This is a genomic window from Roseovarius pelagicus (genome assembly GCF_025639885.1).
GTDB lineage: Bacteria > Pseudomonadota > Alphaproteobacteria > Rhodobacterales > Rhodobacteraceae > Roseovarius > Roseovarius pelagicus.
The window spans coordinates 3,026,420-3,041,356 of sequence record NZ_CP106738.1; the positions used below are offsets into that span (position 1 = coordinate 3,026,420).

Here is a 14,937-nt window from a genome sequence, read left to right on the forward strand (position 1 = left end):
CACATGCAAAAACTAAACACCCAAGCCGAGTGGATGATGCGCGCGCAGGCCGTTCTGCCCGCAGGCGGGTTTGGCAATTTCGACCCCGGCATTATCATCGCAAAGGGTCAAGGCAGCCGCGTCTGGGACGAAGATGGCAATGAATATGTGGATTATCTGATCGGTTCCGGTCCGATGCTGCTGGGTCACGGTCACCCGGAGGTGATGGAAGCGGTTCTGGAGCAACTCCCGAAGGGAATGACGTTTTTTGCTAATAATACCAAGGGGATCGAACTGGCTGAGGCCATATGTGAGGCGGTGCCCTGCTGCGAGCAGGTGCGTTTCGTGGCATCGGGCGGCGAGGCTGACATGTATGCGATCCGGCTGGCCCGCGCCTATACAGGACGCGATAAGATCCTGAAATTCGAAGGTGGATACCACGGCATGAGCGCCGAGGCGCAGATGAGTCTTGCTCCGGCAAAGCAGGTGAATTTCCCGCAAGCGGTGCCCGACAGTGCAGGCATCCCGCAGGACGTGGCGGATCAGATGGTTATTGCGCCGTTCAACGATCTGGAGGCCGTCGCCACCCTGATGTCCGAAACCCCGGACATTGCGGCGATCATCGTGGAGCCGCTGCAACGCATCATCCCGGCAACGCCCGGATTTCTGCAAGGGCTGCGCGATCTTTGTGACAGGCATGGGGTGCTGTTGATCTTTGATGAAATCGTGACCGGGTTCCGCCTCGCCTATGGAGGCGCACAGGAAAAGTACGGCGTGGTGCCGGATATTTGCACCTTGGGCAAAATCATCGGCGGCGGCTTTCCCCTTGCGGCTCTGGGTGCCAGTGCAGAGATCATGCGGCATTTCGACAAGGATGCGATCGGTGACGACAAGTGGTTGATGCAACTGGGGACGCTTTCGGGCAATCCAGTTGCGGCGGCGGCGGGCCTGAAAACGATGGAGGTTCTGCGGCGTGCGGGGACCTATGACACGTTGCGTGCACATGGCGCGACTCTGCAAAAGATGCAGTCAGATGCGCTTGGCCACGCGGGCATAGCGCATCGTATATGCGGGGACGAAACCCTGTTTGACCTGTATTTTACGGATGCGGCGTGCCGAGACTACCGAACGGCCAAGCACGCGGATCCCCAGATGAATACCCGCTATAACACCAGCCTACGCCGCCATGGTGTCTTCAAGTCACCCGGCAAGCTCTACCCGTCACTGGCGCTGACCGATCAGGATTTCGAACTGACAAAAAATGCCGTGGAGGCCGCAGTGCTGGCGTTGACTGATGGAGGCAGTGCCCGGCCTGATTAGGCCGGGGTTTGATCCGGGGCCGAATTTACCGCAGCCGGGTGCCGATCAGTTCGTCCGCAACCATATGCGGCGGCTGGCCGGTTTCTGCCGCACGTTCAAAGACCTGCTCCAGTGTCGTGGCCAGCCCCGAGATGCGGCTTTCGCGATAAGAGGGATCAGAGATCTTTAGAATTTCCATCGCTACGTTCACGATGCCGCCGCCGTTCACGATGTAATCGGGCGCATAAAGTATGCCTTTGTCCTGCAACCGCTGGCCGCAAGTGTCATCGGCCAGTTGGTTGTTCGCAGCGCCGACAACGTAACGGGCCTTGAGCACGTCAATCGCATCTGCAGTCAGCGCACCACCCATCGCGCAGGGCGCGAAAACGTCCGCCTGCTGATGCAGGATTTCATCGGGTGAAACCACGGTGGCGCCAAAGTCAGCCTGCGCGATGCGCACGGCGTCATCATTGATGTCGCTGACAATCAGTTTGGCACCCGCATCGTGCAACATTCCTGCCAGACTCATGCCGACATGGCCCAGACCTTGAATTGCAATGGTTTTGTCTGTCAGGTCGTCCGAACCCAGACCGCGCTTAAGCGTCTGCTTCAGGCAGAGGAACACCCCGCGCGCCGTGACCGGCGACGGATCGCCGCTGGCAAATTCACCACCGTCCAGACCGGCGACATATGACGTGGTTTCAGAGATATATGCCATATCCTGCGTCGACACGCCGACATCCTCGGCGGTGTAGTAATCGCCGGCCAGATATTCGATGAAGGCACCAAAGGCGCGCATCAGTTCGGGCGTCTTGAGGGTTTTCGGATTGCCGATGATGACCGATTTTCCACCACCTAACGGCAGTTCAGCAGCAGCATTCTTGTAGGTCATGCCCTTTGACAAACGTTCGACATCATAAATCGCATCTTCGATCTTGGCATAGTTGAACATCCGGCAACCACCCGCAGCAGGCCCGCGTTTCAGCGAGTGGATGGAGACCAGCGCGTGCAGCCCGGTTTTGTCGTCCTTTGCCTCGACCAGTCTTTCATACCCTTTGCCGGGTGTTAGGTCGCGGATTGTCAGGCTATGTGCGACGGCGGCGTGGTTCATGTGATGACCCTCATGTAAATGTCGGTTGGGTTCGAACTGGACCCGGTCGCGCACGTAATCATATGCAATTGACCTGACGGCAGCATCGAACCTGACATTCGGGGTTTTACCGGCGTATTGCCAGAATGAGTGTTTGAATATAACTTCATCATGTCCAGATTCAAAATCTGGATTTGTCAAAGCTGGAAATATCGAAAGAAAATTCGTGAAACAGTTGGACCAGACAGATATTCGAATCCTTCGCACGCTGCAAAAAGAAGGTAATATTCCGAACACGCGGTTATCCGAGATCGTGGCGTTATCCACCAGCCAGTGTTGGCAGCGCGTACAGCGTCTGCAGCGTGATGGCTATATCATGGGTTACAATGCGGTCATCAACCACGAACTGCTTGGGTATTCGGATATTGTGTTGGTCGAAATTGCGGCGGCTCGCGATGAAGTGTCCCGCATTGCTCAGCTTTGTGATGAGCTTAGCAAGATACCCGAAGTGCTGGAGGTTCACCTGACGTCAGGCGAATTCGATTGTTTCATCAAGGTCGCTGTCGATGGGACCCGTGGTTATGAAAACTTCCTGAATCAGAAGCTCTATCGGATCAAAGGCATTCGCAATTCAAGGTCCTCGTTCTCTTTGAAGTGCTTCAAATCTGAAACCGGGTTTGTGCCAGATACGCTATAGCGCGTCAGCTAACTTTCTGAGTGCACAAAATCCTGTTCTGATTTGGCGGAAGAAGTCAAAAAATTATTTGGCTATATGGTCTGATCGCCGCGAAGAACGAGCAGAAATTCGACGCGACGACCAATATTACTTTGGCAACGACAGTGCGCTGCGAATCTGCTGGGCGCACGACTGGAAGGGAAGGGAACGATGGTCTACGCTTTGCTTGATAGCCACGACTGCGGGGTTCACTGGCGCGTGCCAGTTTGCCGCGCCACGGATCGGCTCTTTGCTCTGCCGGTTCCGATTTCTGCCACCCCAGACGAGATCGAGGACGCAATGACCGACACGCCCGCGCTTTCCCTCAACGTACCGCAGCCTGCCTGCCGACCCGGAGATACACCGGATTTTTCCAGCATTGATGTGCCTGCTGCCGGATCAGTTCGGCGGCCGCCGGTTGATGAACAGCCCGACGCGATGCGCGATCTGGCCTTTACCATCATTCGCGTACTGGATGACGAGGGGAACGCGGTTGGCGACTGGGCCGACAGTCTGACCGACGAAGAGGTGGCCCGCGGGTTGCGGGACATGATGACCCTGCGCATCTTTGACAACCGGATGATGACTGCACAGCGTCAGGGCAAAACATCGTTTTACATGCAGCATCTGGGCGAAGAGGCGGTGAGCTGTGCGTTTCAACGGGCCTTGAGCAAAGGCGATATGAACTTTCCCACCTATCGTCAGGCCGGGTTGCTGATCGCCTCGGACTATCCGCTGGAAACCATGATGTGTCAGGTGTTCTCTAACGAGGCTGACCCGCTGCATGGGCGGCAGTTGCCGGTCATGTATTCGTCAAAGGAACACGGGTTCTTTACCATTTCGGGTAACCTTGCCACCCAGTACATTCAGGCTGTGGGCTGGAGCATGGCATCGGCGATCAAGGGCGATACCAAGATCGCGACCAGCTGGATCGGAGACGGTTCAACCTCGGAGAGCGATTTTCACGCCGCATTGGTGTTCGCATCGACCTACGCAGCCCCGGTTGTGCTGAATGTTGTTAATAACCAGTGGGCCATTTCCACGTTTCAAGGGCTGGCGCGGGGTGGATCACATACCTTTGCAGCGCGTGGTCACGGGTTCGGCATTCCGTCGTTGCGGGTGGATGGAAACGATTATCTGGCGGTCCATGCTGCCGCCAAATGGGCGACCGAGCGCGCGCGGCGCAATCTGGGCCCGACCCTGATCGAGCATGTGACATACCGAGCTGGCGGGCATTCCACTTCGGATGATCCCAGCGCTTATCGTCCGAAAGCGGAAAGCGAAGCCTGGCCGCTGGGTGATCCGATCGACCGGATCAAGACATATCTGATCAACAAGGGGCTGTGGTCCGACGATCGTCACAAGCAGGCCGAAGCCGAGATCACCGATATGGTGATTGAATGCCAGAAACGCGCCGAGGCCATCGGCACGCTCAATTCCGGTCATGCGCCATCGCCGCGTGACATGTTCGAGGATGTCTATGCCGAAATGCCGGCGCATCTGGTGCGGCAGCGTCACGAAGTGGGGTACTGACATGACACAGATGACGATGATCGGGGCGATTCAAAACGCCCATGACCTAGCAATGGAGCGCGATGAGAATGTCGTCGTGTTCGGCGAGGACGTCGGTTACTTTGGTGGCGTGTTTCGCTGCACCGCCGGGCTGCAACAGAAATACGGTGCCTCGCGTTGCTTTGATGCGCCGATCAGCGAGTTGGGGATTGTCGGTGCTGGCGTCGGCATGGCGGCCTATGGCCTGAAACCTGTCGTCGAGGTGCAATTCGCCGACTATATGTATCCGGCCTATGACCAGATCGTGTCTGAGGCCGCGCGCCTGCGCTATCGTTCGGGGGGCGAGTTTACTTGCCCGATGGTGGTGCGTATGCCCACCGGCGGCGGTATCTGGGGCGGACAGACCCACAGCCAGAGCCCTGAGGCACTGTTTACCCATGTTTCGGGCTTGAAAACGGTGATCCCGTCGAATCCGCAGGACGCCAAGGGGCTGCTGCTGTCGGCAATCGCGGACCCCGATCCGGTGATTTTTCTCGAACCCAAGCGGCTGTATAACGGCCCGTTCGACGGCTATCACGACCGGCCCGTGCAGCCGTGGAAGAAACACCCCATGGGCGAGGTTGATCCGGGGTATTACGAGATCCCGTTGGGCAAGGCCGCCGTGGCGCGCGAGGGGCAAGACATGACCATCGTGACCTATGGCACCATGGTTCATGTGGCCATGGCCGCCGTCGAGGCCACAGGCATCAACGCCGAGGTGATTGATCTGCGCACATTGATCCCGCTGGACACCGAAACTGTAATGACATCGGTCCAGAAAACCGGGCGCTGCATCGTGCTGCACGAGGCGACGTTGACCTCGGGCTTTGGCGCGGAACTGGCCGCGCAGGTTCAGGCTGAGTGTTTCTATCACCTTGAGGCACCCGTGTTGCGGGTCGCGGGATGGGACACGCCCTATCCGCATGCACAGGAATGGGCGTATTTTCCGGGACCTGATCGGGTTGGGCGCAACATGAAAAATTTGATGGAGGCGTAAATGGGACTGTACACCATCAAGCTGCCCGATGTCGGCGAAGGCATCGCAGAGGCGGAATTGGGCGTCTGGCGTGTCGCAATCGGCGATATCGTCAAGGAGGACGATATCCTGACTGATGTGATGACCGACAAGGCTGCGGTCGAAATCCCGTCCTCCGTGTCGGGCAAGGTCGTCTGGCTGGGAGGGGACGCGGGGGATGTCCTGTCCATCGGTGCCGACCTGATCCGACTGGAAGTCGAGGGCGCGGGCAACACCGCCGAAACGGCGGCAGACGTCGACGCGTCCGCCGCGAAGCCAGCCGAAAATGCCCCTGAACAGGACCCTGCGCCAGTGCCGGAGCCAGCACAGTCTGACGCCGCGCCGTTGCTTGATCTCTTGATCGGGGATGGCAAGGGATTGCATGAAATCAAGGTGCCGGATGTGGGCGAGGGGATCGCTGAGGCCGAACTGACAGGGTGGAGCGTGGCCATTGGCGCGCAGGTTCAGGAAGACGACATCATCGCCGAGGTGATGACGGAGAAGGCAGCAGTCGAGATTCCATCGAATGTTTCTGGCAAGGTGCTCTATCTGGGCGGGAGCGTGGGCGATACGCTGGCCATCGGCGGGACGCTGCTGCTGTTGGAGGTAGACGGTGCGGGCAACACGACGGTTGATGCTGTTGCCAAGAAACTGGCATCCGCTGCCCCCGCATCTGCGGCTCCAACCCAATCCACAGCGCCCGTAACCAAGGCCAAGCCTGCGGCACCAGCGCCGAAAGCCAAGCCCAAGGCACCCGCGGCTGCGCCGACACAACGCCGGGCAGAGGGCGAGAAACCCCTGACGACCCCATCTGTGCGCATGCGTGCGCGTGATCTGGGGGTCGATCTGCGCCGGGTGACGGGCAGCGGACCTGCGGGACGGATCACTCACGAGGATCTGACCCATTTCCACCAGACCGGCGGGCAGGTCGCGGCGACTGGCGTTGCGAAACGCCCGCAGCGCACTGGCGAGACCGAGGAAAAGGTGATCGGTCTGCGTCGCAAGATCGCCGAGCGCATGGCGCTGTCGAAATCGCGTATCCCGCATATCACCATCGTCGAGGAAGTGGATGTCACCGATCTGGAGGATCTGCGCGGCCAGTTGAATAAGGCGCGGGCAGACAGCCGGGGTAAGCTGACCGTGCTCCCCTTTGTCATCCGTGCCATTGTTGATGCGGTGGCTGAGCAACCAAACCTGAATGCGCATTTCGAGGATGATCACAGCATCTTTCGCAAATATGAGGGTGTGCATGTGGGGATCGCGACCCAGACGCCCGGTGGCCTGATCGTCCCGGTCGTGCGCCATGCCGAGGCCATGAACCTGTGGGACAGCGCCACAGAGCTGGGTCGTCTGGCAACTGCCGCCCGCGATGGCAAGGCCAAGGCGGACGAGTTGAGCGGCTCGACCATAACCATCACGTCGCTGGGCCCACTTGGCGCGCTGGCGACAACGCCGATCATCAATTACCCGGAGGTGGCGATTGTCGGCATCAACAAGATGGAAGTGCGCCCGCATTGGGACGGCGCGGGCTTTGTGCCGCGCAAGAAGATGAACATCTCTTGCAGCTTTGATCATCGTGTCATCGACGGCTGGGATGCGGCGGTCTTTGTCCAGAAACTCAAGTCGCTGCTCGAAGCGCCCGCCCTGCTGCTGCTGGAGGATTGATCATGGAAGAACTGAATTGCAAATTGCTGGTGATCGGCTCCGGCCCCGGCGGCTATGTCTGCGCCATTCGTGCAGGCCAACTAGGTGTCGACACCATCATCGTCGAGGGCAAGGCGCATGGCGGCACTTGTCTGAACGTTGGCTGCATCCCATCCAAGGCGCTGATTCACGCGGCTGAGGAGTTTTCTCACGCCACCCAATTCAACGGCGATAACGTGCTGGGAATTTCGGTGCAAAAGCCCGAAATCGACCTCGCTAAAACAATCGCGTGGAAGGATGGCATCGTCGCGCGGCTGAATGGTGGCGTTGGTGCCTTGCTGAAGCGTGCCAAGGTGCGCGCAATCGTTGGCCACGCGCGGTTCCGCGATGGAAAATCGGTGATCGTCAAGACAGATCTGGGCGAGCAACTGATCCATGCGGAGAAAGTCGTGATCGCAACCGGGTCCGTGCCGTTCGAGATCCCCGCGCTGCCGTTTGGCGGAGACGTCATTTCTTCGACGGGGGCGCTGGCGCTGACATCGGTGCCCAAACGGCTGATCGTGGTCGGCGGCGGCTATATCGGGCTGGAGATCGGCACCGCAATGGCCAAGCTGGGCGCAGAGGTGACGGTGGTCGAGTTTGCTGCGCGCATCCTGCCGCAATATGACAGCGAATTGACCAAACCCGTGGCTGATCGGCTTGCCGCGCTGGGCGTTACCGTGATGCTGAACGCCAAGGCCGAAGGTCTGAACGGTAAGAAAGACAAACTGCGGGTTACGCTGGACGGTGGCGAAACCTCTGAACTGCCCTTTGATAAGGTTATGGTCGCTGTCGGGCGCAAGGCGCGCACAGAGGATTGCGGCCTAGAGGAACTGGCGCTGAAGATGAACGGCCCGTTCATCAGTATCGACGACCGGTGCCAGACCTCAATGCGCGACGTTTATGCCATCGGTGACGTGACCGGAGAGCCGATGCTGGCGCATCGTGCAATTGCGCAGGGCGAGATGACCGCAGAAATCGTGGCGGGCGGACCGCACGCATGGGACAAGCAGTGTATCCCGGCCGTGTGTTTCACCGATCCCGAGATTGTCACCGTAGGTCTGTCGCCGGATCAGGCACGCGCGCTGGGGCATGACATCGTGTCACCGGGCTTCACGCCCGAGGAGGACACGGTACTGAATCGCGAGATCATGATCGGCAAGTTTCCCTTTGCCGCCAATGGGCGTGCCATGACGATGGAGAATGAAAGCGGTTTCATCCGCGTCGTCGCCCGCGCCAGTGATCATGTGATCCTCGGTATTCAGGCGACGGGGGGCGGTATTTCAGAACTGGCGGCGGTGTTCGCGCTGGCCATCGAAATGGGTGCGCGACTGGAAGACATTGCAGGTACGATTCATGCCCATCCGACGCAAAGCGAAGGCTTTCAGGAAGCCGCGCTAAAGGCGCTGGGGCATGCCATTCACATCTGACACCACCATCTGAACGGACCGAAAGGCGGACGTCATGGATTTTGCACCAACAGAAGAACAGAATGCCATTTTCGAGATGGCGTATGAATTCGGGCAGCAGCATATTGCGCCCTTTGCTCTGGAGTGGGAAGAGCAGGGTACCATCCCCAAGGACCTGTGGCCTCGCGTCGCGGAATTGGGGCTGGGTGGTGTTTATGTCTCAGAAGAACACGGTGGTTCCGGTCTAACCCGGCTGGATGCGACATTGGTGTTCGAGGCGCTCAGCATGGCCTGCCCGGCGGTTGCGTCGATGCTGTCGATTCACAACATGTGCGGTGGCATGATCGACAAGTTCGGGTCGGAAGAGACTAAGGCAGAATGGCTGCCGAAGCTGTGCAGCATGGATAAGGTGTTCTCTTATTGTCTGACAGAACCGGGATCGGGGTCAGACGCCGCCGCGCTGCGCACGCGGGCTGAGCGTACGAATGACGGCTACAAGCTGAACGGCACAAAGGCGTTTATATCCGGCGGCAGTTACTCGGACGTATACCTGACGATGGTTCGCACGGGGGATGCCGGACCGCGCGGCATTTCGGCAGTGTTGATCGAGGCAGGCACCAAGGGCCTCAGCTTTGGCGCGTTGGAGCGCAAGATGGGCTGGAAAGCACAGCCGACCGCGCAGGTACAGTTCGACGATTGTGTGATCCCAGCTGCCAATCTGGTGGGCGAAGAGGGCCGGGGGTTCACCTATGCGATGGCCGGGTTGGACGGTGGACGGCTGAACATCGCGGCCAGCGCTTTGGGCGGGGCGCAGGCGGCGCTAAAGGCGGCGCTGGACTACACGGGTGAGCGCAAGGCATTCGGCAAGACGATCGATCAGTTTCAGGCGCTGCAATTCCGGCTGGCGGCGATGGAGATCAAGCTGCAATCGGCCCGCGTATTCCTGCGGCAGGCCGCATGGAAGCTGGACCACAAGACCCCCGATGCCACGAAATACTGCGCAATGGCCAAGACATTTGTGACTGACGCGGCCTTTCAGGTCGCCAATGATGCGCTACAACTGCATGGTGGCTATGGCTATCTGGCCGATTACGGCATGGAAAAACTGGTACGTGATCTACGGGTGCATCAGATCCTTGAGGGCACCAATGAGATCATGCACCTGATTGTTTCGCGGCAATTGCTGGCCGAGCGCGGCTGAGCGGGAACATATCGAGGAAAAGGAGAAGACCGATGGATCAGGATATCCTGAAAAAACTGTCCGAAACGATGCTCGAGGCGACCCGGTCGCACCCGGTTTTCAAGGGGATGGAACAGGGCGAACTGGCCGATTTCGCCAAGGCCTGGTCCGATGCTGCGCAGATGATGATGGTGCCAAATGTCGATGCGTGGGGTGCGTGGGTCGACGCATGGTCCAGCTATCAGTCCGACATGACCAACCTCTGGCTGTCCGGTTTGCGTGGCGATGCGGTTGCGGAGCCTAGTAAGGACCGCCGCTTTGGCGATGAGGCGTGGAACGTGGGGGCGTTTCCCCTGTTGCGCCAGTCCTATGAGCTGGCCGCCAAAGCGATGGTGGATATCGCTGACAAGGCTGGCCTGCCCGATCACGAGCAGCGCAAGCTGAGCTTTTACGCGCGTGTTACCGCTGACGGGCTGTCGCCCTCCAATTTTGCGTTGACCAACCCGGAGGTGATGAAGCTGGCCAAGGACACCAATGGTCAAAGTCTGGTCGACGGGGTTCGCAACATGCTGGCCGACCTTGAAAAAGGTTATATCACCACCACCGACGAAACCACTTTTGCGCTGGGCGAGAATCTGGCCACGACCCCGGGTGCCGTCGTCTATCGCAACGAATTGATCGAGTTGATCCAGTACACACCGACCACGACCAAGGTGCGGACGACCCCGATTCTGATCGTGCCGCCCTGCGTGAACAAATTTTACATCTTCGACATCAACGAAAGAAAGTCGATGGTGCGATATCTGCTGGAGCAGGGGAATTCGGTTTTTGTCATCTCGTGGCGCAATGCCGGGGACGAAACGCGGGACTATGACTGGAACGATTACATCACCAAAGGCGTGATGACCGCGATGGATGCGACCGCCGACATCGCCGGGACCAAACAGATCGACCTTCTGTCATGGTGCAATGGCGGCACTTTGTTGCTGGCGGCATTGGCCGTGATGCCAAAGGCGCAGAAATCGCTGGTCGGATCGGCCACGTTCCTTTCGTCGCTGCTGGACTTCAGCGACCCCGGCGAAGTCGAGGTGTTCATTGATCCGGCGCAGAACCAAGCCTACAAGCAGCGGCTTGCCACGGCGGGTGTGGCCCCGGGGCGCGATATTGCACGGGCGATGGCGATGTTGCATGTGAACGAAAGCATCTGGGGTTTCGTGGTCGGCAATTACCTGAAGGGCCAGACTCCACCGCCCTCTGATATCCTGTACTGGAATGCTGACACTTCGAACATGCCGGCCCCGTGGTATTCATTTTTTGTCGACGAGATGTATCAGGCCAACAAACTGAAAGAACCGGGCGCACTGACCCTGTTGGATCAACCTGTCGATTGCGCCAATATCGACGTGCCCTGCTGCTTTGTCGCCGCGACGGGCGATCATATCGTCCCGTGGAAAACCTCGTATTCATCGACCGGGCTATTGCCGAACGTGACCGAATTTATCCTGACCACGGGCGGGCACGTTTCCGGAACGGTCATCAACCATCCGGACCGAAACCGCCGCAGTTTCCTGTCGGGGGGGATCGTTCGGGCGATGCGGATACATGGCAGGCATCAGCAGAGCGCACTGAGGGAAGCTGGTGGCCGCATTGGCTAGCATGGCTGGAGCAGACGAGCGGCGCGGATCAGCGCAACGCACCGCGTGCGCTGGGTAACAAGAGCCATCCGGAACTGGCCCCGGCGCCCGGAACTTATGTGCTAGAAGACGTGCCTCAGGACGGATAAGCTAGCCCATAGACGCGACGCAGACCCGACGTTCGGAGGCCTATTACGTGCAAGATACCCATGAGGCGCCGAAAAACGGTCAATACCAATTGTTGCCTATCGGGGATGTGACCTTGCGGGTCTATCGCGCGGGGCTGGACTGTACGGGGGTGCCGCTGGTCATCTGCAACGGTCTGGGGCAGTCGGTTGAAATCCTGTACCCGTTGATGCATGAGTTCCCCGGTCGCCCGATCATTGCCTATGACGCAGCGGGCGTCGGTGAATCCACGGTTCCCGATGATGTGACGACAATCCCGCAACATGCCGTCATGCTGCGCAGGCTACTGGATAAGCTGGACGTTGCCGAATTCGATATACTGGGCATTTCATGGGGCGGTGCTGTGGCCCAGCAGATCAGCCATGATTTACCGGATCGTGTGCGCAAGCTGGTGCTGGCGATCACCTCGGCGGGAGGGCTGGGCAGTTGGTGGGGTTCACCTATCGCGCTGAGCGAAATCATGTTCCCGATGCGTTATCTGAACAAGGCCTATGGTAATGTTGTCGGCCCCTTTATGTATGGCGGCGAGGCGATCATGCACCCCAAGTTGTTTCGGGAATACTCCAAACATGCCATTCGTCCGACATATCAGGGGTACAGTGCGCAGGTACAGGCGATGTGTTCATGGACAAGCATCCCGTGGCTTGGCAGTCTGACCACACCGACGCAGATCATCGGCGGCGCGCTGGATACACTTATTCCGATTGCCAACCAGATGCTGTTGGCGACGTTGCTGCCGCGGGCCGACTTCAAGGTCTATAATGCCGGGCACCTGCTGATGTATTCTCGCCGCGCACAAGTCGGCGGCATGATCACAGAATTTCTGGACGGCTAGCGCTGTGCTGAAACTGTTCTGCCAGTTGCGGTGCGCCAGCGGTCATTTGCACGCTTCTGCGGCATCCAGCGCCAGTTTGACCAGACGGGGATAGGCTGCCACCCGCGCCTCTGCATGAAGTGAGGCTGCCGACCCGCGAGCGACCCGGCCCTTGATCCCATGAAAAATTGCCGCAAGCCGAAAGAAGTTGAAGGCGATATAGAAATCGTAGTTCGGGATATCGCCACGACCGGTATTCTTGCAATATTCTGCGATATATTCTGCTTCGGTTGGCAGGCCTAACTCGGCTGGGTTCGCCCCACCCAGCCCTGCCACGATGTCGGGCGGCATCCTGTACATCATCGAATGATAGGCAAAATCCGCGAGCGGATGGCCCAGCGTCGACAACTCCCAGTCGAGCACAGCCAGAATTCGTGGCTCATGTGGGTGGAAAATCAGATTGTCACAGCGAAAATCACCATGCACGATCGACACTTCGTCGCCCTGTGGTATCGCGTCTGGCAACCATTCGATCAACGCGTCCATGTCGGCATCTCGGCCTGCGTCCTTGTCCATATCATAGCTTTTGGTCCAGCGCCCGATCTGACGCTCGAAGTAGTTACCATGGTGGCCAAAGCCCCCAAGGCCGACGGCGCAGGGATCCAGACAGTGCAAGTTTGCTATCGTCGTGTTCATCGCCGAGAAATACGTCCTGCGGTCCGTCACCGGAACGGCGTTGAATGTTGCATCCCAGAAGATACGACCTTCGACCATACTCATGACGTAAAACCAGCTGCCCAGTACGGCATCATCAGTGCAGAGGCCATGCAGCTTGGCCACTGGAAAACCTGCCGGACCCAGCGCAGAAAGTATTCTGGCTTCGCGATCGACGGCATGCGCACCTTTTGCCAAGTGGCCGAGCGGCTTGCGGCGCAGAACATAGGAGGCGCTTGGCGTAACGATCTTGTAGGTCGGGTTCGACTGACCGCCTTTGAACTGCAAGAGGTCAATCGGTCCCTCGAACCCGTCTACATTCTGCTGCATCCAGCGCGTCAGCGCCGCAGTATCGAGGGCAAACCCGTCGCGTACGTCCATGGTACCTTGGTTCGCTGCATCGGATACCGCATCGGGCATGGTCACATCTCCTGACTCGTCTTCCAATGGCGTTTGATCTTCTTCGCCAATGACCATTTATGCACTTCGGTAGGACCATCATAAATGCGAAAGGCGCGCACCTCGCGAAACACCTGCGCAACAATCGTGTCTGCTGTCACACCTTGCCCCCCCATGCATTGCACGCAGCGATCGGCCACGCGCATCAGCGCCTCGCTGACTGCGATCTTGGCCATCGAGCTTTGTGCCCCGCCGGGATCGCCGGAGTCGAGGATATCCGCGCACCAGTTAATCATCAGTTCGGCCTGTTTCAGGTCAATGAGGTTCTCGGCGAGCATGAACCCGACGCCTTCGTGATCGATCAGAAGCCGACCGAATGCCGAACGCTTGTTGGCATAGTTGGTGGCAATCTCATTCGCGCGGATACAGGCGCCCAGCCAGCGCATGCAATGCGTCAGGCGCGCAGGGGCCAGACGGATCTGCGCGTATTGAAACCCTTCGCCGCTTTGCCCCAACATCTGGTCAGCCGATACGCGCAGATTGTCGATGGTGACAATGGCGTGGCCGCCGGGCATCGAGCTGTCGATCGTGTCGAGGATACGGTCGATCCTGATCGCGGGGTCGGGCAGGTCGACGATGAACATGCAGGCACCATCATCGGATTTGGCCATAACGATACCGACGCCCGCCCCTTCGGCACCGGTGATATAGGCCTTTTGACCGTTGATGACCCAATGGTTCCCGTCCGGCGCGCAGGTGGTCAGCATCATCGACGGGTCTGAACCCGCGCCGCCATCCTCTGCCGGTTCGGTCATAAAGAATGCCGACCGTTTTTCGCCTTTTACAATCGGATCAAGGAAGCGTTCCCTGATCTCAGGCGAGGCAATCTTGCCCAGCAGATACATGTTACCTTCGTCCGGCGCCGCAGTGTTGCAGGCCAGCGGTCCCAGCGGTGACAGGCCAGTTCGGATCAAGATAGCGGCGGTTTCGCGATGTGTCAGGTGGCTGCCGTCCGGCAGGATATGCGGGGTCAATACACCAGCCTTGCGGGCGAGGTTCTTTAGCTCGAGCGAAAGTTCGTCAGAGGGTCCGTGCGAATCGAGGCGCGGGTCATTCTCGTAGAGTGTGACTGTCTTGCGGACAAAGGTCTCTACCCTGATTGCGATTTCTTGCGTGCGTTCAGATAGATCTGTTTCATTCAGAAAAAGGTTCATCTCGGGGCCATTCGTATTGTGTCATCCAAGCGGTGCGTTTGACCGTTCAGCATCG

Annotated in this window: 12 protein-coding genes; 9 read left to right on the plus strand and 3 right to left on the minus strand. The window is 58.7% G+C overall.

Annotation, left to right across the window (positions count from 1 at the left end):
- Positions 1-3 precede the first annotated feature (3 nt).
- Positions 4-1,299 (plus strand): aspartate aminotransferase family protein, encoded by a 1,296-nt coding sequence (locus N7U68_RS15985; protein ID WP_263047456.1) that lies wholly within the window; start codon positions 4-6, stop codon positions 1,297-1,299.
- Positions 1,300-1,324: 25 nt separating this feature from the next.
- Here the strand turns inward: N7U68_RS15985 and N7U68_RS15990 are convergent, their stop codons facing one another.
- The gene (locus N7U68_RS15990; protein ID WP_263047457.1) at positions 1,325-2,389 is read right to left on the minus strand and encodes a Glu/Leu/Phe/Val family dehydrogenase; all 1,065 of its coding nucleotides are present in this window, start codon (positions 2,387-2,389) and stop codon (positions 1,325-1,327) included.
- 205 nt (positions 2,390-2,594) lie between these two features.
- On the opposite strand from N7U68_RS15990, the gene N7U68_RS15995 reads away from it, so the two are divergent.
- From N7U68_RS15995 to N7U68_RS16035, 8 genes are all read left to right on the plus strand, one after another.
- Positions 2,595-3,065 (plus strand): Lrp/AsnC family transcriptional regulator, encoded by a 471-nt coding sequence (locus N7U68_RS15995; RefSeq protein WP_241188235.1) that lies wholly within the window; start codon positions 2,595-2,597, stop codon positions 3,063-3,065.
- Positions 3,066-3,383: 318 nt separating this feature from the next.
- On the plus strand, positions 3,384-4,616 hold the full coding sequence (locus N7U68_RS16000; protein ID WP_263049174.1) for a 3-methyl-2-oxobutanoate dehydrogenase (2-methylpropanoyl-transferring) subunit alpha: 1,233 nt from the start codon (positions 3,384-3,386) through the stop codon (positions 4,614-4,616).
- A 1-nt stretch (position 4,617) separates the two neighbouring features.
- Entirely contained in the window at positions 4,618-5,631 is a 1,014-nt protein-coding gene (locus N7U68_RS16005; RefSeq protein ID WP_263047458.1) for an alpha-ketoacid dehydrogenase subunit beta, read from the plus strand.
- Positions 5,632-7,314, plus strand: a complete 1,683-nt coding sequence (locus tag N7U68_RS16015) for a 2-oxo acid dehydrogenase subunit E2 (RefSeq protein WP_308446147.1) — start codon at positions 5,632-5,634, stop codon at positions 7,312-7,314.
- A gap of 2 nt (positions 7,315-7,316) precedes the next feature.
- Complete coding sequence (gene lpdA, locus N7U68_RS16020) at positions 7,317-8,762, plus strand: dihydrolipoyl dehydrogenase (RefSeq protein WP_263047459.1); 1,446 nt, start codon at positions 7,317-7,319, stop codon at positions 8,760-8,762.
- A 34-nt stretch (positions 8,763-8,796) separates the two neighbouring features.
- Entirely contained in the window at positions 8,797-9,942 is a 1,146-nt protein-coding gene (locus N7U68_RS16025; RefSeq protein ID WP_165193955.1) for an acyl-CoA dehydrogenase family protein, read from the plus strand.
- Between the two features lie 32 nt (positions 9,943-9,974).
- Positions 9,975-11,576, plus strand: coding sequence for a PHA/PHB synthase family protein (locus N7U68_RS16030; RefSeq protein WP_263047460.1), 1,602 nt, complete (start codon positions 9,975-9,977; stop codon positions 11,574-11,576).
- A gap of 175 nt (positions 11,577-11,751) precedes the next feature.
- Complete coding sequence (locus tag N7U68_RS16035; RefSeq protein WP_263047461.1) at positions 11,752-12,576, plus strand: alpha/beta fold hydrolase; 825 nt, start codon at positions 11,752-11,754, stop codon at positions 12,574-12,576.
- A 42-nt stretch (positions 12,577-12,618) separates the two neighbouring features.
- Here N7U68_RS16035 and N7U68_RS16040 read toward each other — a convergent pair whose 3' ends face one another.
- Together N7U68_RS16040 and N7U68_RS16045 are read right to left on the minus strand one after the other, a co-directional pair.
- Positions 12,619-13,689, minus strand: coding sequence for a phosphotransferase family protein (locus tag N7U68_RS16040; RefSeq protein ID WP_263047462.1), 1,071 nt, complete (start codon positions 13,687-13,689; stop codon positions 12,619-12,621).
- 2 nt (positions 13,690-13,691) lie between these two features.
- Positions 13,692-14,882, minus strand: a complete 1,191-nt coding sequence (locus tag N7U68_RS16045) for an acyl-CoA dehydrogenase family protein (RefSeq protein ID WP_263047463.1) — start codon at positions 14,880-14,882, stop codon at positions 13,692-13,694.
- Between the last annotated feature and the right edge of the window lie 55 nt (positions 14,883-14,937).